The organism is Synechococcus sp. 'PEA 65AY6A-5F PE A' (assembly GCF_047462575.1).
Lineage (GTDB): Bacteria > Cyanobacteriota > Cyanobacteriia > Thermostichales > Thermostichaceae > Thermostichus.
In genome coordinates, this window is sequence record NZ_JAOALE010000007.1 from 39,230 (window position 1) to 58,337 (window position 19,108).

Genomic DNA, 19,108 nt, shown 5'->3' on the forward strand with positions numbered 1-19,108 from the left:
CGGAAAACACTATGGAGTTGCTGTTGGCGGGAGATATCGGGGGCACCAAGACCAGCCTCAGCCTCTTCAATGCCCAAGATCCCGATCACAGCCTCTACCACTGCCGCTACGCCAGCCAGAGCTATCCCAACCTCACCCCGGTGGTGCTGGAGTTTCTGGCCCAGGCACGGCAGGAGCTGGGGCGAGATCCCCAACCGGTTGCCGCCTGCTTTGCTGTGGCCGGCCCCGTAGTGGAAGAAAAAAGCAGTCCAGGAGCCGGGGGACAGAGGGCCAAAATCACCAACCTGCCCTGGAGCCTGCACTCAAGCCAGTTGGCGGCGGAGCTGGGGATCCCCCGCCTAGCGTTGATCAACGACTTCAGCGCCGTAGGCTATGGGGTGCTGGCCCTGCGAGATCAGGATCTGGAAACGCTGCAGACAGGAGAGCGGCAGCCCCAGGCGCCCATCGGCGTCATCGGGGCGGGCACAGGGCTGGGGCAGGCCTACCTCACCTGGGGAGAAGGCGGCTACCAGGTTCATGCCAGCGAGGGGGGGCATGTGGATTTTTCTCCACGGACCCCTTTGGAATGGGAGCTGCTGCGGTATCTGCAACAACGACATGGGCGCGTCTCCACCGAGCGGGTGGTCTCGGGGCAGGGGATCGTGGCCATCTATCAATTTCTGCGGGATAGCCGCTGGGGCCAGGGAGAGGAGCAGTTGCTGGCCCAAATTGCCGCCTGGGAAAGGGGAGCCAGCCCCGTCGACCCAGCCGCCCAAATTGCCAATGCCGCCCTGGAGGGACGGGATCCCTTGGCGGTGGAGTGTTTGCGGCTGTTTACCAGCTTGTATGGGGCCGCTGTCGGCAATTTTGCCCTGCACCTGCTGCCCCGTGGGGGCCTGTTCATCGCCGGCGGGATCGCGCCCAAGCTCCTGCGCCTGTTGCGGGAGGGAGAGTTTTTGCCCTCCTTTTTGGATAAGGGACGGATGCGCACTCTGCTGGAGCAACTGTCAGTGCAGGTGGTGGTGAACGCCCAGGTGGGCTTGATAGGGGCTGCCCACTATGCCGCCACTTTGCTGTAGAGGTTAAGCCTGTTGGCGGCAGGGATCCCCCGCTCCCTTCTCCCAGGGGGAGAGGGGGGCTGGGCAAGGCGCAGGATGGCCATGCCTAGGGCTTGTTCCTGCTCGCAAAGGCCGCATTTTCCGCTGCCAAAAACAACTGGGCCCGCCAAAAGCAGGTGATGGATTTGCTGTCGAAATCCAGGCCAAAACGGGCCATTTCTGTCAGTTCGGCAGGCGAAAGCTCCACCACCGCAATGTCTTCATCTTCATCCTTGGCCGGTGGAGCATCCAGCACTTCCAGATCCCGCGCCAGGTAGGCGTACATGATCTCGCTGGAATAGCCGGGGCACAGATAAAATTGGCCGAGGGGATCCCAGCGGTGGGCGCGCAGGCCGGTTTCTTCTTCCAGCTCGCGGCGAATGGTTTCATCAGGATGTTCCCCTGGCTCGACGGTACCGGCGGGAAACTCGTAGAGGTAGGCGGCGACGGCAAAGCGATATTGGCGAATGCAGACGAACTTGCCTTCGGCAGTGACCGGCACGGCCACCACGCCGCCGGGGTGGAGGAGGTACTCCCGCTCCCCTTCGGTGCCGTTGGGAAAGCGCAAGCGCTGGCTGACAAAGGTGTACTTGTGGCCTTGAAAGCGCAGGCGCTCGCGAAGGATCTGCGATGGGGTGTGCATGGCAAGGTTGCTCAGAGAAAGGCCCCCCTCAGCTTAATCGGTGGCGGTGCTGTTGGAGCTCCCCCCTTAAGGTAAAGTCAGAGGGGCAAGCGAAGGTGCAGGCCATGATCTCCCCTTCTCTGAAGGAGTTCCTCGCCCTCAGCCAACAGGGCAATTTCATCCCGGTCTACCAAGAATGGGTGGCGGACTTGGAAACGCCTGTCTCTGCCTGGTACCGGGTCTGTGCCGGGCGGCCCTACAACTTTCTGCTGGAATCGGTGGAGGGAGGGGAACAGGTGGCCCGCTACAGCTTCCTCGGCTGCGACCCTTTGTGGGTTTTGCAGGTGCGCGGGGATCAGGCCTTGCAGATCCACCGCGATGGGCATCGAGAGCAGCACCAAGGGGATCCCTTTGCCGTTTTGGCCCGCTGCCTGCAGCCCTATGAGCCGGTGCACCTGCCGGAGTTGCCCAGCAGCATCGGCGGGCTCTTTGGCTACTGGGGCTATGAGCTGATTCGCTGGATCGAGCCCAAGGTGCCCATTCACCCCCTGCAGCCGGGGGATCCCCCCGACGCTATCCTCATGCAGGTGGACAGCATCCTGATCTTCGACCAGGTCAAGCGCAAGATCTGGGTGGTGGCCTTTGCCGACACACGCCAGCAGCCGGCGGAGCAGGCCTACGCCCAAGCCTGCCGGCGGGTGGAACAGTTGGTGCAACAGCTCAGCGCCCCCCTTTCTCTTGCCCACCTCAGCCTCGACTGGAAGCCGCAACTGCCCGATGCCATTCCCCCCAGCACCCTCAGCCGCGCCGCCTACTGCCAGGCGGTGGAGCAGGCCAAAGCCTACATCCGGGCTGGCGAGATCTTTCAGGTGGTGCTCTCGCAGCGCTTCACCACCCCTTTTGCTGGAGATCCTTTCCGGCTCTACCGCTCCCTGCGGCTGATTAACCCCTCCCCCTACATGGCGTTTTTCCAGTTTGGCGATCTCTGCCTTGTCGGCTCCAGCCCAGAAGTGATGGTCAAGCTCACTCGGATAGGGGAAGAGCGCATCGCCACCGTGCGTCCCATCGCCGGCACCCGCCCCCGCGGCGCCACCCCCGCCCAAGACCGCCAGTTGGAGCAGGAGCTGTTGGCGGATCCCAAGGAGCGGGCAGAGCATGTGATGCTGGTGGACTTGGCCCGCAACGACCTGGGGCGGGTCTGCCGCCTGGGATCCGTGCAGGTGGACGACCTGATGCAGATCGAGCGCTACAGCCACGTGATGCACATCGTCAGCAATGTGGTGGGGCAGTTGGATCCCCGCTACAGCGCCTGGGATCTGCTGCGGGCCACCTTTCCTGCCGGCACGGTTACTGGCGCTCCCAAGATCCGCGCCATGCAGATTATCCACGAGCTGGAAGGGTGTCGCCGCGGCCCCTACGCCGGCGCCTATGGCTACTACGACTTTGCCGGCCAACTGAACACCGCCATCACCATCCGCACCCTGCTGGTTCAGGGGGACCAGGTGAGCATCCAAGCCGGGGCGGGCATCGTGGCCGACTCGGATCCGGAGCGGGAGTACCAAGAATGCCTGAACAAAGCGCGGGGCATGCTCATGGCAGTGGCCAGCTTGCAGAAGGAGTAAAGGCTCGTGTTAGCCCAGGTGCACTTTAGCCATGCCGAGCGGGAGCGCCAGCAGCCGGATCCAGAGACCGTAGAGCAGGCGTTTCACCTGTTTTCCACCGAGGGCTACCTGGTGCTGCCGGAGATCTTCCCCACGGCGCTCATCGACAAGCTACACAGTAGCTTTCTGACCACCTACAGCCGCTACTGCACCCACGAAAACCACCCCGACGCCCTGTTGGTGGGCAATCGACGAGTGATGGTGACGGTGCGCCTGGAGGGGCCCTTTAACGATCCCCTGCTCTATGCCCATCCCTTAATCCTGCCTATCTTGCAGCGAATCTTGGGATCAAGCCTGATCCTGAGCGGGCTGGGGGTGGTAGTTTCTCTGCCGGGATCCGCCGACCAACAGGTTCACCGGGATCTCTCCCACCTCTTCGGCGACGCAATTCTAGATGCCATCGTCCCCTGCTATGCCCTGAATTTGCTTATCCCGCTGGTGGAGGTCAACGAAGAGAACGGCATGACCCGCCTCTGGCCTGGCAGCCACGCTGTTTTCGAGGCCCACTACACCGAGCTGGTCCGGCAGATGCCCTTTGTCGATCCGCCGCTGGCCAAGGGATCCTGCCTGCTGTTCGACTACCGCTTGATTCACCTGGGCCGGGCCAATCGTTCTGCTGCTCCCCGGCCCCTCCTCTACAACACTTACAGCCGACCTTGGTTCCGGGATCCCGTCAACTATACCCGACAGCCCCCCCTGGTGATCCCGGCAGCCGAGAAAGAGCGGATCCCGGCCCAGCACCACTCCCTATTCGTGGCAGCGCAGATTGTGTAGAGGAAAGTTTTGAGGAATGTGGGAAGATGCCTCAGAATGGGGGTGGGTATCCCCGTTGTTGAAGTTTGATTGCGCACCCCACCATGAGCGAAAGCACCTCTCAAGAGCCATCTTGGGCGCCGACGGCAGACGAAATGGCCCCTGCTGTGGGTCCTGGCGCAGAAACCGCCCCGGCTCCTGAAGCCGACAAGGGATCCGCCGCCCGGCGTGTCCGCCAACTCTTGGGCATGAAAGGGGCAGAGGTGGAGTCTCGCTCCGTTTGGCAAGTCCACCTGCAACTGATGAAGCCCGTGACCTGGATCCCGCTGGTGTGGGGCCTGATTCCGGGAGCGGCCTCCTCCGGCCACTTCACCTGGACTTGGGAAAACGTGGCCCTCATCTTGGTGGGCATGATCCTGGCCGGCCCCTTGATGACGGGCTACACCCAGACCCTGAACGAATACTACGACCGCGACATCGACGCCATCAACGAGCCCTATCGCCCCATCCCTTCCGGGGCCATCTCCCTGCGGCGGGTGGTCATCCAAATCTGGGTGCTGCTGATCCTGGGGCTGGCGTTGGCCTATGCCCTGGATTGGTACACCGGCCACGACTTTCCGGTGATCACCTGCATTGCCCTGGCGGGAGCCCTAATTGCCTACATCTACTCGGCGCCGCCCCTGAAACTAAAGCGCAACGGCTGGCTGGGGAACTACGCCCTGGGGGCCAGCTACATCGCCCTGCCCTGGTGGACGGGACATGCCCTCTTTGGCGAGCTGAACTGGACAATCTGCATTCTGACCCTGATCTACAGCTTGGCCGGCCTGGGGATCGCCGTGGTCAACGATTTCAAAAGCATGGAGGGGGATAGACAATTTGGCCTCGCCTCCTTGCCGGTGATGTTTGGGGCGATGGGGGCGGCCTGGATCGCGGCGCTGATGATCGACCTGTTTCAGTTCGGCATGGCCTCGTTTTTGCTGGGAGCTGGCCTAAAGCTCTACGCCGCAATTTTGGTGCTGCTGATTATCCCGCAGATCACCTTCCAAGACATGTACCTGCTGCGGGATCCCCTCAACAACGACGTCAAATACCAGGCCAGCGCTCAGCCTTTTCTGGTGTTGGGCATGCTGGTGGTGGGGCTGGCGCTGGGCCGCTTGGGGCTGGGGTAGTCGAGCCGAGGCCAAAGTGCCCATCCTGGCAACCGAGGTGACGGCTTCCGCCCTGGGGTGCTCCCTCTGCCTGGGCCAAGATCAAGTCAGGATCCCATCGGGGATGGCCGATGGATCCCAAAAAGTGGGATGGCCCTGGGCCAAAGGAGATATCCGATGAAGCTGTCTATTCCCCTCCAACTCAGCCTGAGCCTGGCTCTGCTCTTGGGGGCGGTCGTCCCTGCACAAGCCCAGCGGATCGTCATCGACGGGCGCGGGATCCTGGTCGAACCCAGCACCGGTGGCTCGGTCATCCTCAACCCCGACCAGCCGCTCTTGGCTCCGATCCCGCCTGGGGGAGTTCCTTTTTCCCTCGATGCAGAGGGCCAAGTGGTCTCTGCCCCTGGCTACCGCTGCAGCGCCGCCACCGCTGCCGACAACTCTCCCATCATCTGCCGCTCCCAGTTCAACCCCAACGACGTGGTGGTCTACGAGCGGGATGGCCGCTCCAACACCTTCTTCGTCAATACTGACAACCCTGTGATCCAGCCTTCCGGCAGCGGCCTGCGGATTCTGCCCAACTCCGAGCCGGTGCAGCCCTCCGGCAGTGGCTTGCGCATCATCCTCAACTGACAGACGGGAAGCGGCCCCCTGTCTAAGGGGATCCCTCAGGAGCAGCTCCCGCTCGTCTTGCCTCCAATTCCCTTAGGATCTGCCGGTGGCGCTGCCGGGTGATGGGGTACAGCCACACCAGCAGGATCCCACCGATTAAAGCCACTGCCGGCAGGGGGCCGATGGCGAGGCGGATGGCCAGCAAGGCCAATTCTGGCTGGAGGGGTGGGGCCTCTCCGGCCACCGAAGGGATAAAGCCGGCCCAATCCAGAGCTTGTCCCACGAAAAACAGCCCTAGCGCCAGGCCCACCTTTTGCAAGAACACCATGAAGGCATAGAAGATCCCTTCCCGCCGCTCCCCAGTGTGCAGCTCGTCCAGGTCGATGACATCCGGCAGCATTGACCAAGGGCCAAGATACACTGTGGCGGAAACCCCGATCCCTGCCAACAGGGCTAGTGCAATCATGAGCCGCTCCTGGCCGGCCTGCAGGAAAAATAGGCCCGCCTGCGAGATGAGCCAAAACCCCGCCCCGATCAGGTACATGGCGCGCTTGCCCAGCCGAGCGCTCAGGCATGTCCAGGCAAACAGGGTCAGCACGGCAACACTCTGAACCGCCAACACCACCAGAGAAATCCACACCTCGGGCAGGCCCATCCAGAAGACGATGAAATAGGGGATGATCGTGGCTGTGAACTGAAAGGCCAGCCAAGAACACAGGTAGATGCCGCTGACAAACAGGTAGGGGCGATTGCTGAAGGCCACCCGCAGTTGCTGCAGCAGAGGCAGCGGATCCCGTTGGGATTGAAAACGTTCTCGTACTCCCCAAAAGCAGAGCAGCAGGGGCACAGCCGAGATGGCCCCAAAACAAGCCCCCGCCAGCAGATGGCCGGCAGCCCGATCCGGCAGCAGGTTAAACAGCAGCGGAAAGGTAACCACGGCAACCATGCTGCCCCCCACCGAGAAGGCAAAGCGAAATTGGTTGAGCCGGGTGCGCTCGTCGTAATCCTGGGTTAGCTCCGCCGTCAGGGAGGCGTAGGGGATGTTGGCGGCAGAATAAAAGGTGTTGAACAGCAGGGACACCGCCAGGTAGTAGGCGAAAAGGGGGCCCATCTGACCGGGAAAAGGGATCCACCACTGAGCTGCAAAAGTCAGGCCAAAGGGGATGGCCGAAAACAGCAGCCAGGGGCGGCGACGGCCCCAACGGCTGCGGGTGCGGTCGCTGAGGATGCCGATGATGGGATCGTTGACGGCATCCCAAAAGCGGGTGATGGCGTAGATGCTGCCGGCCAAGCCTGCCGCCATGCCGACGGTATTGGTGAGAAAGGGCAGCAGGAAAAAGATGAGGATATTGGCCGTCATGCCCGTGCCCAGATCCCCCACCCCATAGGCCAGCTTCGTCCGCAAGCTCAGTCGTTCTCCGGTCATGGCCTGCCTTGGCAAAGGAGAGTCTTACTTAGTCTAGGGGGAAGGGGCAGGCGAGAGGGCTAATTGCCCTTTTCGCGGAGGGGCTAAGAGCGCATCTGGCTCATCGCCTCCAGATTCAACGCCTTGGCCACCTGTTCCGGGCTCATCAAGTTGCGCTCCAACACGATCTGGCGGATGGGCTTGCCGGTTTCCAGGGAGATCTTAGCCACCTCTGCCGCCTGCAGGTAGCCAATGTAGGGATTGAGGGCAGTCACCAAAGCCAGCGTCCCCTCAGCATAGCTGCGGCAGCGATCCGCCTGGGCGGTGATGCCGCGGACGCAGCGCTCGGTAAAGACGCGCAGGCTGTTGTTGAGGATCTGCAAGCTATGCAGGAGGTTATAGGCAATCAGCGGCATCATCGCGTTGAGCTCAAATTGGCCTGCCTGGGCGGCGAGGAGAATGGCGGTGTCCAGGCCGATCACCTGAAAGCAGACCATGTTCAGCATCTCGGCCATCACCGGGTTGTACTTGCCGGGCATGATGGAGGAGCCGGGCTGTACCGGCGGCAGTTGGATCTCTTTGAGGCCAGTCTTGGGGCCGGAATCCATCAGGCGTAGGTCGTTGGCCATTTTGATGGCATCTTGGGCCAGGTTGCGCAGGGATCCCGACAGGTGCACAAAGGGGGCCATGCTCTGCATCGCCGCCATGGGATGGGGGGCCGGGGTAAGGGGCAACTGGGTGTACTCTGCCAGCCGTTGCACCACCTTTTGCCGGTACTGGGGATGGGTATTGAGGCCGGTGCCGACGGCGCTGCCCCCCAGCCCCAAGCTGCCCAGAGCCTGGCTGGCCTCCTCGATCCAGCGGCGGTGCTGGGCAAAGATGGCCGCATAGGCGCCGAAGCTATCTCCCAGCCTTATGGGGACAGCATCCTGCAAATGGGTGCGGCCCGCCTTGAGAATGCCGTGGAACTCCTGTGCTTTCTGCTCCAGCGCCGCCACCAGGTTGTCCAGCGTGCCCAAAAGATCCCGCCGCACCCGCAGCAGGGCCGCCAGGCGAATGGCGGTGGGGATGACGTCGTTGGTGGATTGGCCGTAGTTGACATGGTCGTTGGGGCTGACCCGCTCGTAGCGCCCCTTGGGCTCTCCCAGGATCTCCAGGGCGCGGTTGGCCAACACCTCATTGACGTTCATGTGGTGGGAGGTGCCCGCCCCGGCCTGGTACACATCCACCACAAACTGATCCCGCAGGGATCCCTGGAGGATCTCGTCTGCCGCTTGGACAATGGCCTTGGCCACGTCGGGGGGAATGCAGCCCAGCTCGCCGTTGACCTCCGCCGCCGCTTTTTTGATGAGCACGCAGGCCTCCACGTACTCCGGCAGCGGCTTGAGGCCGCTGATGGGAAAATTCTCCAGGGCGCGGGCGGTTTGGATGCCGTAGTACACCGACTGCGGCAGTTGCCGCTCCCCCATCGCGTCCCGCTCGCTGCGCACTTGCAGTGGGTCTGTCTCTGGAACCATGGCACAGCTCTAGCTGGCAGGTTTTTGGGAAGGTTCCTGTAGAGGTAGGGATCCCTTTTCCTGGAGAGCAGCCAACTGCTGGCTAATCCGCTCGTTGTTTTCCGCCAAGACGAGCACCATGGCCGCGCAGGCCAGATGAACTCCTGCCCGGAATTCGGCCGAGGCTTTGTACTGAGCCAGCGCCTCGCTATCTCCTTCTCGCGGGCTCAGGATCAGTTGCACCGACTTTTGGGCCAACTCTTTCAGTTCCCGTTCCGTTAAACCGAGCTGCACCACTTTTGCCCTCCCTGCTAACCGGAAAACAAGCCCCCCCCTGCCCTCTCACCGGCAGGAGCGCCACTTTGGTTATCCTACCGCGGTTGCTGCCCCAATCCAGCATCCTTCTTCCTTCCAGTGGGTCGGCGAACCCCTAGAAGAAAACAAAAAATGCCGGCTAGTATAGGTGCAGCATGCCTTGCCCTCCTGGCCGATAGACCACTTGGGGGTGCAAGTCCGTCGGCCAGCAACGGCGCAAAAGAGGCTGCTATTCTCTGAGTACTACCATCTAGGTTGTTGTTCACAGAGAGGAAAACTTGTCCGTAGAACGTCCACTTGACCGCTTGCCCCGCAAGCAGCGCGCAGAGCTGCCGGCCATCAACGAGCGCATCCGCTTCCCCAAAATTCGCCTCATCGACACCGATGGCACCCAGTTGGGGATCATGAGCCCGCGCGAAGCCCTGCGCCTGGCCGAAGAAAAAGATCTGGACTTGGTCTTGGTCAGCGACAAGGCGGATCCTCCCGTCTGCCGCATCATGGACTACGGCAAGTTCAAGTTTGAGAAGGAGAAAAAAGAACGGGAGGCCCGCAAAAAACAACACACCGCCGAGATCAAGGAAGTGAAGTTTCGCTACAACATCGGCGAGCACGACTACCACGTCCGCCTGCGCAGCGCTCAGCAGTTTTTGGGGGATGGAGACAAGGTAAAAGCCACGGTGATGTTTCGCGGTCGCGAGGCCCAGCACGCCGAGTTGGGGGAAGAGTTGCTGCAGCGCTTGTTCAAAGACCTAGAAGGCGTGGCGGAAATGCAGCAGCCCCCCCAAAAGGAAGGGCGAAACATCACGATGATCCTCTCCCCCAAAAAATCCACCTGAGGAGGGATCCCGTCTATGGCTCTTGCTGTTGGGGATCCGGCGCCGGAGTTTACCCTGCCCGATGCCGAGGGCAATTTGGTCAGCCTGAGCCAGCTGCGGGGCCGGCGGGTGGTGCTCTACTTCTACCCGCGGGACAACACTCCCGGCTGCACCCGAGAAGCCTGTGGCTTTCGCGATGCCTACGCCGAGTATCAGGCGCACGGGATCCACGTCTTGGGGGTGAGCGCCGACGACGCCCGTTCCCACCAAAAGTTTGCCCAAAAACTGCAGCTTCCCTTTCCGCTGCTGGTGGACGAGGGGGCCAAGGTGGCCAGCGCCTACGGCGTCTATGGCCCGAAAAAGTTCATGGGCAAAGTCTATAACGGCATTCACCGCACCACCTTTGTCATCGATCCGGAGGGGAAGATCGAGGCCATCATCACCAAGGTCAAGGTGGAGGCTCACGCGGCGGAGCTGCTCAAGCAATTGACTGGTTCATAGCTTCCCGGCTGGGAAGAAACTGGCCATTCGCCAAAAGCGGCGATTCTGGGAGGAGATTTCCATGCTAGGGATAAAGGTGCTGAGATTTCCCTTGGGCTAGGGCCGTGTCCCGACGCAGCCGTACCCTCAAGTCGATTCACGACAGCTACCAAATGTTGGGTTTGGCCGGCCAAGGGCAGTACGGGCGTGTATTCTGTGCCCGTCCCCGTCAAGGAGGAGACCTGGTGGCCCTGAAGGAGCTGCCGGCGGAGCGCTTTCCCACCCAAAATCTGCTGCGGGAGCTGCGCCATCTGCTCACCCTCAACCACCCCAACATTACCCGCTGCTACGCCCTCGAACATGCCCGTGAGGGGCGCTATTTGGTGTTGGAGTACTGCGAAGGGGGCACGCTGCGGGAGCTGATCGACCAGGTGGAGCGGGGGCTGTGGCTGCCGGTCAAGCAGGTTTTGGGCTTTGTGGATCAGATTTTGGCCGGGTTAGATCATGCCCACCGGCAGGGGGTGATCCACTGCGATGTCAAGCCCGAGAACATCCTGCTCAAGCCCACGCCCCAGGGTTGGCAACTGAAGCTGACGGACTTTGGCATCGCTCGTCACCCCCAGCCTGCTCCCGGCGAGATCTCTGCCACCGGCTCCCCCGCCTACATGGCGCCAGAGCGGTTCTACGGCCAGTTCAGCCCCGCTTCTGACCTCTACGCGGTGGGGATCATCCTCCTGGAGCTGTTGACGGGCCGGCGACCCTTTTCCGGCTCCCCCAGCCAGTTGATGCACGCCCACCTCAACCAGCCGTTTGTCTGTCCGGAAGGGATCCCGGCCCCGCTGCAGGAACTGCTGGAGATCACGTTGCGCAAGTTGCCCCTGCGGCGGTTTCGCACCGCGGCCCAGATGCGTTCGGCCCTGGCAACCTTTGCCCGGGAGTGGCAGGAGCCAGCCGGTTGTTGGGTCGGCCCTCGCCTGTCCAGGCGGTCACCTCCCGGCCTGCAGGTCTGGGATCTGCCGGATCCGGGTTTTGTTGGCGAGGGCGGGATGGAGTCCCTGCCTGAGCAAAAGTTCTGCATCTGTGAAGATCCGAGCGGCTCCCGATCCCCGCTGCTGCTGCGGGTAACCCCTCAGCGGCTGGAGTGGCTGGATCTGCAGACCCTTGCCTCAGGAGCGCCGCCTCTGGCCTGTTTCTCCTTGGCCGAACCGTTGCAGCAAGTGCTGCCCTTGCCGAGCTTCCCGGAGGCTTTGGCTTTTTCCAAAAGCAACCTTTTGCACCTGAGTCCCGCGCGCGTCCGTACCTTGCTGAGTTTTGCGGAGGATTGGCGAGCCACCTGGCTGGCGGAGCGGCAGGAGTTGGTCTGGGCCACTGCCAAAGAAATTGGGGCAGTGCAATGGCTGCCGGCTGGGCCAACCGTAGCTCAACCTTTTCCGGAGTTCCACTGCTACTTTCGCTGGCCTTGGCAGGTGCCAACGGGATCCCTGCTCCGCTTGCTGGCTCTCTCGGAGCATCTGGTGCTGTTGGCGGGATTGGGGCGGCAGTGGGTGGAAATGACTGTGTTGCCCTATCCGGCGGCCTGGCCTCCGCAGACGGGCTCCCAGCCGCTGCGCTATCGCCTACCCCTGGATCCCAGGGGGAGAGTGCTCAGCTTGGGGGAGCGGCTGCTTTTTGCCGGCGGGGATGGAGGAGGCCAGGGATGCTGCCCCCACCTTTGCTCGGTGCAGGTCAACCCGCTGCGGCTGCGCCGCTGGTTTTTGAAGGGGTGGCCCCTGCAAATGGCCAAGGCCCCTTGGGGCGTGCTGCTCCTGTGTCGCGAGGGGGAGGAGTTCTCTTCCCTCTGGCTGTATAGCGAGGGGGGGTATCCCTTGGCCCAGGTGGCCGTGCCCGTCGGATCCGAGGTGTTGCAGGTGGGGCAAAGGGGACTGGTCTGGCTGCAAGTGCCCAAGGCCGGGAAGCCGCAGCAATTTCAGCTTTGGCAGTTGGATCTCAACCAGTTGCCGGCGAATGGCCATGCCGCCGAGGGGGTTGCTTTGGGCTAGCGACGGGTTTTTTGCTTTTGAAATGGCCCTAGCTGAGCTTGGGCTGTTCGGCTAGCTGCTGGAGTGGGCTTGGCGAGCCAATTGCTTGAGAAAGGCCAGCGGATAACGGCTGTGAAGCTGCTGCTTGAGCCGCTCTTGCAGGAGCTCCTCTTGCCAGGGATCCCCCGATTGCAGCCACTCCAGGTAGCTCAGCCCCGCCACCCGCGTCAGATAGGCTCCGCTGGCCGCCTGCAGCGGGATCCCCATGAGCATCCAGGGACTGGCTTTGAGGGCAGAGCCCAGGGCCTGGGTGGCCAGCTCCAGTCCCCCAAGCTGCACGATCATTTGCGCCAGGCTGTGGGCCATTTGTTGAGCCTGCTGCAGGGTGATGCGGCGATCGAACACCTGATGCAGCTCCCCGATCATGCGCGCCTGGATGACCACCCCCGCCAGCATATCCAAAGCCGGAAGGGGGGTCACGGCCAGGGCAGCAGCGGTGGCCCACTGCATCCGCTCCACGATCTGGCGACCCTGGTGGTAGCGCTCTTCCCGCAGGGCCTGTTGGACGGCCTCGCTCAAGGTTTGGGTTTGCAACAGGGCGTTGGCCAGGCGCAGATGGGATCCCTTTTGCTGCAGCAGGCGGGCCATCTGCTGGACCAGGGCGTCTGTATCGGGGGGCTGCGGCTCCCAGGTTTCTTGTCTGGAGCCATCGGGGAAGCAGTAGCGAACCTTCAAGGGCTCCGGGTCGGCGGCAATGGCCACCACCTGCTCAGGGGGAATGACGCCGGCGGTGCGCTGGCGCAGGTGGGCCAAGATGATCTCCACCTCCTCCGGCAACATCTGATCCGTCTTGTTAAGGGCCAGGATGGTGGATTTCCCCAGCCGGGCCAGCTCGAGCAGCTCGGCATATTCTGAGGCCAGCAGATCCCCGGCCACCACCAAAATCAACAGATCCGCCTTCTGGGCCAGGGCGCGGGCCTCCGCCTCGCCGGCGCCGCCGATGGTCAGCAGGCCAGGGGTATCGGTGAGGGAGATGGGGCCACTCCAGCCCTCCAGTTGATAGGTGTGAATGGATCCCTGCTGGGTGGTGCCCAGGGTGGGAGCGGTTTCCCCCACAGGCTGCCCCAGCAGAGCGTTGATGAGAGAGGTTTTGCCGGCAGAAGCGGTGCCGAACACCACCAGGTGCAATTCTTCCTGGGCCAGCCGTCGATCGATCTCCCGCGCCTTGGCCTGCAAGGCGCGACGGCTAATGTCGTCCTGCAGCTTCTGGATAAGGCGATCGACATCCTGCAGATCTGCTTGCACCTGATCCCGCGTCAACTTAACCCGCCGCCGCGGCTTGGCCGCTGGGGTGGGATCCTGTTGCGGTCGGCGAACCTGTTGCCACCAATGGCGTGCCACCAGCCCTGCCGCCACTGTTCCGCCCAGGATGCCGGCCACCGCCAGATCCGCCAGCGGCACCGAATAGGGAGCCACAAAGCTGTAGATGCCCTCAACCCATTGCAGGTATTGGCTGAGAGCCGCCAAGCCCAGCCCCGTCAACAACCACAGCCAAGTGGAGCGCGACAACACCATGCCAACCCACAGCTTGCCCAAATGCTCAATCGGGAACAGATCCTGATCCCCAGGCAAACCCTGAAGATCTATCTAGTCTAGAGATCTGCAAAGGCGAGAGAAGCGTTCGCAAATTTAGGACGGCTGAACCCTCTCCGCTGGCAACCCCGGCGCAAGCGGGCTCCGCAGCCGCTTCTCTAGCATAGGGCTAGCTGTAGCTGGGCATACAGTTTTTGCAAGAAGCTTTGTTTAGGAACAGCTACCCACCGGCAAAACCAGAAGCTGAAGACAGAAAACGCCAATCGAGATCGCCCTCAGCCCAAGTGGCCAAAAAGGCCAGGGATCCCTGGCAAAACCGCCGGCGGCTCCAGCGGCGCTGGCAAAAACTCGCCCCCCCGGTAGTCCAATAGCTGCACCAACAACAAATAGCCCACCCCCAGGGCAATGGCCAAAGCTCCCGTCATAATGGCTACCCACTTGGGCCGTTCCACGCTGGGCCTCCCAATCACTGCCGGACTTGATCTTCCTTAATAATGCCTGAAGCCTTAGCGAGGTGGGATCAAGACGGTGTCGATGACGTGGATGATGCCGTTGGCAGCTTGAATATCCGCGGTGATCACGTTGGCGTTGTTGATGCGAATCCGTCCGCCCTCAAGAAGGGTGACAGTGACAGGGGATCCCTGCAAAGTCGTCACCTGCTGGCCGGATCTGAGGGCGCTGGAGGGGGCCAAGCCGGGAACCACGTGGTAGGTGAGAATGCGCACCAGCTCTGCCCGGTTCTCAGGCCGCAGCAAGGCTTCCACCGTGCCAGGGGGCAAAGCGGCAAAGGCAGCATTGGTGGGAGCAAAGACCGTGAAGGGGCCTTCTTGCTGCAAAGCCCCCACCAAGCCCGCTGCCTGCAGGGCCGTCACCAAGGTACTGAAGTTAGGGTTAGCAGCGGCAACGGCGACGATATTGGGCAGCGGCGTAGGGCTGGGAGAGAGAGTCGGAGTGGGCGTCGGCAGGGCAATGGCTGTATCGTTGCTGGAACTGTCACAACCGACCAAGGCCAAGCAGGTGGCCGCCGTCAGTCCAAGGGTGAGGGCTTTGCGATTCATAACAAAAGTTAATAACTCAAAACATTCGTCTCCATCTTAGGGTCAAAAGCCGTTCTCGCACGGGTGGCCCTAGAGCAGAGCAGGGGTCACTTTTGCGTAGAAGTGGCTACGGTAAAGTTCGGTATTCTGGGTGTGGTTGCTGGAGGGGAGAAAGGGGATGAACGGGATCGGGATCCCATCTTGGCGGCGGCAACTGCGTCGTTGGCTGCCCTGGGCTGCCCTGCTGCTGCTCCTGGTGGCCATTGGCTACTGGGTGGGCCCCCGACCTCGGCCTTATCCCCAAGAGCCAGAGCTGCCCACCCTGGCCCCTCTGCCGCAGCACCCCCGCATCCGGGTGGCGTTCAACCAAAGCCGCGAGAGCACCTATCGGGATCCCTATCGCCAGGTCTATCGCTACGGCTACAACCTGGAGGAGCTGATCCTCTCCCAGATCCGCTCCGCCCAGCAGTCGCTGGATGTGGCGGTGCAAGAGTTGAACCTGCCCCTGATTGCCCAGGCCCTGGCCGAGCGGCGCCAGGCCGGGATCCCGGTGCGGGTGATTACCGAAAATACCTATGTGCGGGCCTGGCACCAGCTCACCCCTGCCGAAGTGCGGGCGTTGGACGAGCGCAGCCGCCGCAAGTACGAGGAGTACCGCAACTTGGTGGATGTGAACCGGGATGGGCGCCTCTCCCCAGAAGAGATCGCCACGCGGGATGTCTATGCCCTGCTCGATGGGGGGCAGGTGCCCTGGCTGGACGACACCGCCGACGGCTCCAAGGGCAGCGGCCTGATGCACCACAAGTTTGTGATTATCGACGGGCAGCGGGTGCTGACCGGATCGGCCAATTTTACCCTCTCCGATATCCACGGGGATTTCGATGCCCCCGGCAGTGTGGGCAACGCCAACCACCTGCTGCTGCTGGATAGCCCCGAGCTGGCTCGCCTCTACACCGAGGAGTTCAACCTCATGTGGGGAGATGGGCCGGGAGGGTTGCCCGACAGCCGCTTCGGGGTGCAAAAGCTCAAGCGTCCCCTAGAGACGGTTTACCTTGGCGATGCCATCGTGGGGGTACATTTTTCTCCCAGCAGCCGCTCCCTGCCCTACGAGGCCACTTCCAACGGCATCATCGCGGCCACCCTGGCCCAAGCGCAGCAGCAGGTGGATCTGGCCCTGTTCGTCTTTACGGACTCAGGCATTGCCAACCAGCTCAGGCAACTGCGCCAGGAGCGCAACGTGCTGATCCGCGGCGTGTTCGATCCCGGCTTTGCCTTTCGCGACTACAGCCGCACCCTGGAGATGTGGGGGCTGCTGCTCCCGGACGAAAACTGCCGGGTGGACGCGGCCCGCCTGCCTTGGACAGTGCCCGCTTCATCCGTGGGCGTGCCCAACCTCGCCCCGGGAGACAAGCTGCACCACAAGTTCGCCATCGTCGATCCCGGCACTCCTCAGGCCACGGTGATCACCGGATCCCACAACTGGTCAATGGCGGCCAACCACATCAACGACGAAAACCTTTTGATCATCCGTAATGAGCGGGTGGTGGATCACTTTGTGCGCGAGTTCGAGCGGCTCATTGCCGAGGCCCGCTTTGGCCCCAGCCGCCGCCTGCAGCAACAGGCGGAAGAGAGAGCCCGCCTCTGCCCCAGCCCTGTCCCCGTCGCCCTCTCCTCATCTGAAGCAGAGCCGGAGCTGCTGGAAGTCGAGGTGATCTCCGTTCCTGACAGGGGATCCCCTTCCCAGCCGGCTACCCCGCAAGCTTCCCGCGTGAACTTAAACACCGCCACCGCAGCAGAGCTGCAGCAGTTGCCCGGCATTGGCCCGGCCCTGGCGCAGCGCATCATCGAGGCCCGTCCCTTTTCCTCCTTGGAAGATCTACAGCGGGTCAAGGGCATCGGGCCGGCCCGGATTGAGCAACTGCGGGATCGGGTCACCTGGTAGGGATCCGGTCTAGCTCTCTTGAGCCAGCTCCAGAAAGGCCCCCATGCGGCGAAACTTCTGGTAGCGCTCCTCCCGCAGCTCCCGCCCGCTCAGAGCAGATAGCTCCTTGAGATGCCGCAGGAGAGCTTCTTTCAGCGTCTGGGCAGCTTCCAGGGGGGCGCGGTGGGCGCCGCCAACCGGCTCCGGCAAGATCTCGTCAATGACCTCTAGCTGCAGCAGGTCTTGGGCGGTAATGCGCAGGGCTGCCGCTGCTTGCGGCGCTTTCTTGGCATCTTTCCAAAGGATGGCCGCACAGCCTTCCGGCGAGATCACCGAATAGACGGCGTGCTCAAACATCAAGATGCGATCCCCAATGCCAATGGCCAAAGCCCCCCCGGATCCCCCTTCGCCGATGACGGTGCAGATGATGGGGATCTCCAGCCGAAACAGGGTCTGCAGGTTGGTGGCGATCGCTTCCCCCTGGCCCTCGGCTTCTGCCTTAACCCCTGGGTAGGCCCCCGGCGTGTCGATAAAGGTCAATAGGGGCAGGCCGAAGCGGTGGGCATGTTCCATCAGCCGCAGGGCTTTGCGGTAGCCGGCGGGGTTGGGCATGCCGAAGTTGCGGTGGATGTTGTCTTTGGTGTCGCGGCCTTTTTGGTGGCCGAGGATCATCACCGGCTGCTCCCCCAGTTTGGCCAGGCCGCCGACGATGGCCGGATCGTCTTGGCCGTGGCGATCCCCGTGCAGCTCAAACCAGTCGTCGCAGATGGTCTGGACGTAGTCCAAGGTGGTGGGGCGGCGGGGATGGCGGGCCACCTGCAGCCGTTCTACGGGGGTGAGCTGGCTGAAGATCTCGCGGCGCAGCTCTTCGGCTTTGGCCTCTAGTTGGCGAATCTGCTCAGAGGCGTCGATGTCGTTTTCTTCGGCCAAGGCGCGAATTTCCTGGATGCGCTGTTCGAGGGCGGCAACAGGCTGCTCAAACTCCAGCAGCAGGCGATCGGTGGGCTTGGTCATACCGGTCGGCATTCGCGTTGGGATCTGGCGGCTGCGACAGCTTGCCCCAGCTTCTGGGGTGGCAGCCCGCTTAGGGCTGGAAGTTGATCTTCTCACATCCAGATTCTTTAAGCTAGAGAAGGCCCTTTTCTGGCTCTGCTTAAACCCGTGTCTTCCTCCTCCCACTCCTCCTCTGCCCCCCTTCCCCCCTGGCTGCGCTGGGGGCTAGTGGGATCCGTCGTCCTGGGCATCGCAGGGGGCGCCTTTTGGCACTACGCTCAGCCGGAGCGGCAAATCCGAGCCCACACCGAGAGGTTGCTGCAAGCCGTAGAACGGCGAGATTGGGCCCAAGTAGAAACCTTAGTGGCCGACACTTATCGCGACGGCTGGGGCCTGGACAAAGAGCAGGCGCTGGCCTACAGCCGCGAGATCTTCGGCCAGTTCTTGCCCCTGCGCATCCGGCCGCAGGAGATGCAGGTGCAGCTCGGCTCTGGGGATCAAGGCCAAGCCACCCTCTGGTTTATTATCGAGGGATCCGGCGGCCCTCTGGCCAACCTGACGCGGGATCAGGTAAACGCCCTGGAGCAGCCTTTCCGGCTGACTTGGCAGCGGCGGAAGCGTTATCGCTGGGAGCTGACCCGCCTGGAGAACCCGGCCCTGGAGTTGCCCCTTCTCCCTTCTCAAGAACAGGCAGGCCAGAGATGAGGGTCGAACACCAACAGGGGGAGCTGACCTTCAACTGGCGGGATCCACTGCACAATACCCCTTTGGCGGGCCTGAGCTGCATAGCGGCTGGGGAGAGGCTGCAACTGGGAAGAGGGCAGACGGCGCAGGAGGGGCTGAGTGGGAATGGGCAGAGCCCCTGTTTCTGGGTTGTCGATCTGGTCGGACAATCCGTCCTCAGAACTGCCTGGCTGCAACAGAATAACCCCTTCCGGTTGAAAAGGGATCCCTCGGCCTAGCAACAAACGACCGGTATCCAAAAGCTGGGGGCCGCCCTCCTGAGCAAGCTGAAACTCTGCCCAGCTAAAAACTCGCCGCGCCCGATCAACAGGGAGGCCGAAGCAGTAGGAGCCCAGTTGGAAAGTAATCAAGGTCTGCCGGTTTCTCAGTTGTTCTTGCCGAGCCAGACGACGCAGGCGCAGAGGGGAAAGCAGGGGCAT

Annotated in this window: 19 protein-coding genes; 10 read left to right on the forward strand and 9 right to left on the reverse strand. The window is 62.4% G+C overall.

Translation table 11 applies throughout. The features are described from left to right. Positions 1 to 11: 11 nt before the first annotated feature. Positions 12 to 1,058: a glucokinase gene (locus GG26_RS03900; protein WP_011430947.1), complete on the forward strand. Its 1,047-nt coding sequence runs from the start codon at positions 12 to 14 to the stop codon at positions 1,056 to 1,058. A gap of 85 nt (positions 1,059 to 1,143) precedes the next feature. Here GG26_RS03900 and GG26_RS03905 read toward each other — a convergent pair whose 3' ends face one another. Then, a complete protein-coding gene (locus GG26_RS03905) occupies positions 1,144 to 1,719 on the reverse strand; it encodes an NUDIX hydrolase (protein ID WP_011430949.1) in 576 nt (191 codons plus the stop codon). A gap of 104 nt (positions 1,720 to 1,823) precedes the next feature. Here GG26_RS03905 and trpE point away from each other — a divergent pair, with 104 nt between their 5' ends. The 4 genes from trpE (at position 1,824) to GG26_RS03925 (ending at position 5,893) form a co-directional block, all read left to right on the forward strand. Continuing rightward, positions 1,824 to 3,320, forward strand: coding sequence for an anthranilate synthase component I (gene trpE, locus GG26_RS03910; protein WP_011430950.1), 1,497 nt, complete (start codon positions 1,824 to 1,826; stop codon positions 3,318 to 3,320). Positions 3,321 to 3,326: 6 nt separating this feature from the next. After that, positions 3,327 to 4,133 carry a phytanoyl-CoA dioxygenase family protein gene (locus GG26_RS03915; RefSeq protein WP_414388971.1) on the forward strand — a complete coding sequence of 269 codons (807 nt, stop codon included), beginning with the start codon at positions 3,327 to 3,329 and terminating at the stop codon, positions 4,131 to 4,133. An 83-nt stretch (positions 4,134 to 4,216) separates the two neighbouring features. After that, on the forward strand, positions 4,217 to 5,281 hold the full coding sequence (gene chlG / locus GG26_RS03920) for a chlorophyll synthase ChlG (RefSeq protein ID WP_071813560.1): 1,065 nt from the start codon (positions 4,217 to 4,219) through the stop codon (positions 5,279 to 5,281). Positions 5,282 to 5,437: 156 nt separating this feature from the next. Beyond that, on the forward strand, positions 5,438 to 5,893 hold the full coding sequence (locus GG26_RS03925; RefSeq protein WP_011430954.1) for a hypothetical protein: 456 nt from the start codon (positions 5,438 to 5,440) through the stop codon (positions 5,891 to 5,893). 22 nt (positions 5,894 to 5,915) lie between these two features. Here the strand turns inward: GG26_RS03925 and GG26_RS03930 are convergent, their stop codons facing one another. The 3 genes from GG26_RS03930 to GG26_RS03940 form a co-directional block, all read right to left on the reverse strand. Beyond that, positions 5,916 to 7,298 (reverse strand): MFS transporter, encoded by a 1,383-nt coding sequence (locus GG26_RS03930; RefSeq protein WP_011430955.1) that lies wholly within the window; start codon positions 7,296 to 7,298, stop codon positions 5,916 to 5,918. An 83-nt stretch (positions 7,299 to 7,381) separates the two neighbouring features. Further along, on the reverse strand, positions 7,382 to 8,794 hold the full coding sequence (locus GG26_RS03935; protein WP_041438484.1) for an aspartate ammonia-lyase: 1,413 nt from the start codon (positions 8,792 to 8,794) through the stop codon (positions 7,382 to 7,384). 9 nt (positions 8,795 to 8,803) lie between these two features. Continuing rightward, complete coding sequence (locus tag GG26_RS03940) at positions 8,804 to 9,070, reverse strand: hypothetical protein (protein WP_011430957.1); 267 nt, start codon at positions 9,068 to 9,070, stop codon at positions 8,804 to 8,806. 296 nt (positions 9,071 to 9,366) lie between these two features. Here GG26_RS03940 and infC point away from each other — a divergent pair, with 296 nt between their 5' ends. The 3 genes from infC (at position 9,367) to GG26_RS03955 (ending at position 12,422) form a co-directional block, all read left to right on the forward strand. Beyond that, positions 9,367 to 9,924, forward strand: coding sequence for a translation initiation factor IF-3 (gene infC, locus GG26_RS03945; protein WP_011430958.1), 558 nt, complete (start codon positions 9,367 to 9,369; stop codon positions 9,922 to 9,924). Between the two features lie 15 nt (positions 9,925 to 9,939). Continuing rightward, on the forward strand, positions 9,940 to 10,404 hold the full coding sequence (bcp, locus tag GG26_RS03950) for a thioredoxin-dependent thiol peroxidase (RefSeq protein ID WP_011430959.1): 465 nt from the start codon (positions 9,940 to 9,942) through the stop codon (positions 10,402 to 10,404). A 104-nt stretch (positions 10,405 to 10,508) separates the two neighbouring features. Continuing rightward, complete coding sequence (locus tag GG26_RS03955) at positions 10,509 to 12,422, forward strand: serine/threonine-protein kinase (protein ID WP_414388975.1); 1,914 nt, start codon at positions 10,509 to 10,511, stop codon at positions 12,420 to 12,422. A gap of 51 nt (positions 12,423 to 12,473) precedes the next feature. Here the strand turns inward: GG26_RS03955 and GG26_RS03960 are convergent, their stop codons facing one another. The 3 genes from GG26_RS03960 to GG26_RS03970 all read right to left on the reverse strand — a co-directional run bounded on the left by GG26_RS03960 (position 12,474) and on the right by GG26_RS03970 (position 15,052). Next, the gene (locus GG26_RS03960) at positions 12,474 to 13,997 is read right to left on the reverse strand and encodes a YcjF family protein (RefSeq protein ID WP_414388977.1); all 1,524 of its coding nucleotides are present in this window, start codon (positions 13,995 to 13,997) and stop codon (positions 12,474 to 12,476) included. A 272-nt stretch (positions 13,998 to 14,269) separates the two neighbouring features. Further along, entirely contained in the window at positions 14,270 to 14,446 is a 177-nt protein-coding gene (locus tag GG26_RS03965; protein WP_011430963.1) for a hypothetical protein, read from the reverse strand. A 54-nt stretch (positions 14,447 to 14,500) separates the two neighbouring features. Next, entirely contained in the window at positions 14,501 to 15,052 is a 552-nt protein-coding gene (locus GG26_RS03970) for a fasciclin domain-containing protein (RefSeq protein ID WP_414388979.1), read from the reverse strand. Between the two features lie 157 nt (positions 15,053 to 15,209). Between GG26_RS03970 and GG26_RS03975 the strand changes: the two genes are divergently transcribed. Beyond that, positions 15,210 to 16,973, forward strand: coding sequence for a phospholipase D-like domain-containing protein (locus GG26_RS03975; RefSeq protein WP_414346710.1), 1,764 nt, complete (start codon positions 15,210 to 15,212; stop codon positions 16,971 to 16,973). Between the two features lie 9 nt (positions 16,974 to 16,982). Here the strand turns inward: GG26_RS03975 and GG26_RS03980 are convergent, their stop codons facing one another. Continuing rightward, positions 16,983 to 17,966: an acetyl-CoA carboxylase carboxyltransferase subunit alpha gene (locus tag GG26_RS03980; RefSeq protein ID WP_414389010.1), complete on the reverse strand. Its 984-nt coding sequence runs from the start codon at positions 17,964 to 17,966 to the stop codon at positions 16,983 to 16,985. 147 nt (positions 17,967 to 18,113) lie between these two features. Between GG26_RS03980 and GG26_RS03985 the strand changes: the two genes are divergently transcribed. After that, positions 18,114 to 18,650, forward strand: a complete 537-nt coding sequence (locus GG26_RS03985; protein ID WP_414388981.1) for a hypothetical protein — start codon at positions 18,114 to 18,116, stop codon at positions 18,648 to 18,650. Here GG26_RS03985 and GG26_RS03990 read toward each other — a convergent pair. Further along, complete coding sequence (locus tag GG26_RS03990) at positions 18,626 to 19,108, reverse strand: hypothetical protein (protein ID WP_011434295.1); 483 nt, start codon at positions 19,106 to 19,108, stop codon at positions 18,626 to 18,628. The two genes, GG26_RS03985 and GG26_RS03990, sit on opposite strands and share 25 nt — an antisense overlap.

Bases quoted from the DNA above. Each gene is read 5' to 3' on its own strand.
- bcp (WP_011430959.1), top strand. From the start codon at position 9,940: ATGGCTCTTGCTGTTGGGGATCCGGCGCCGGAGTTTACCCTGCCCGAT.
- GG26_RS03975 (WP_414346710.1), top strand. From the start codon at position 15,210: ATGAACGGGATCGGGATCCCATCTTGGCGGCGGCAACTGCGTCGTTGG.
- GG26_RS03980 (WP_414389010.1), bottom strand. From the start codon at position 17,966: ATGACCAAGCCCACCGATCGCCTGCTGCTGGAGTTTGAGCAGCCTGTT.
- trpE (WP_011430950.1), top strand. From the start codon at position 1,824: ATGATCTCCCCTTCTCTGAAGGAGTTCCTCGCCCTCAGCCAACAGGGC.
- GG26_RS03900 (WP_011430947.1), top strand. From the start codon at position 12: ATGGAGTTGCTGTTGGCGGGAGATATCGGGGGCACCAAGACCAGCCTC.
- GG26_RS03930 (WP_011430955.1), bottom strand. From the start codon at position 7,298: ATGACCGGAGAACGACTGAGCTTGCGGACGAAGCTGGCCTATGGGGTG.
- GG26_RS03970 (WP_414388979.1), bottom strand. From the start codon at position 15,052: ATGAATCGCAAAGCCCTCACCCTTGGACTGACGGCGGCCACCTGCTTG.
- GG26_RS03990 (WP_011434295.1), bottom strand. From the start codon at position 19,108: ATGCCCCTGCTTTCCCCTCTGCGCCTGCGTCGTCTGGCTCGGCAAGAA.
- GG26_RS03925 (WP_011430954.1), top strand. From the start codon at position 5,438: ATGAAGCTGTCTATTCCCCTCCAACTCAGCCTGAGCCTGGCTCTGCTC.
- chlG (WP_071813560.1), top strand. From the start codon at position 4,217: ATGAGCGAAAGCACCTCTCAAGAGCCATCTTGGGCGCCGACGGCAGAC.
- GG26_RS03935 (WP_041438484.1), bottom strand. From the start codon at position 8,794: ATGGTTCCAGAGACAGACCCACTGCAAGTGCGCAGCGAGCGGGACGCG.
- GG26_RS03905 (WP_011430949.1), bottom strand. From the start codon at position 1,719: ATGCACACCCCATCGCAGATCCTTCGCGAGCGCCTGCGCTTTCAAGGC.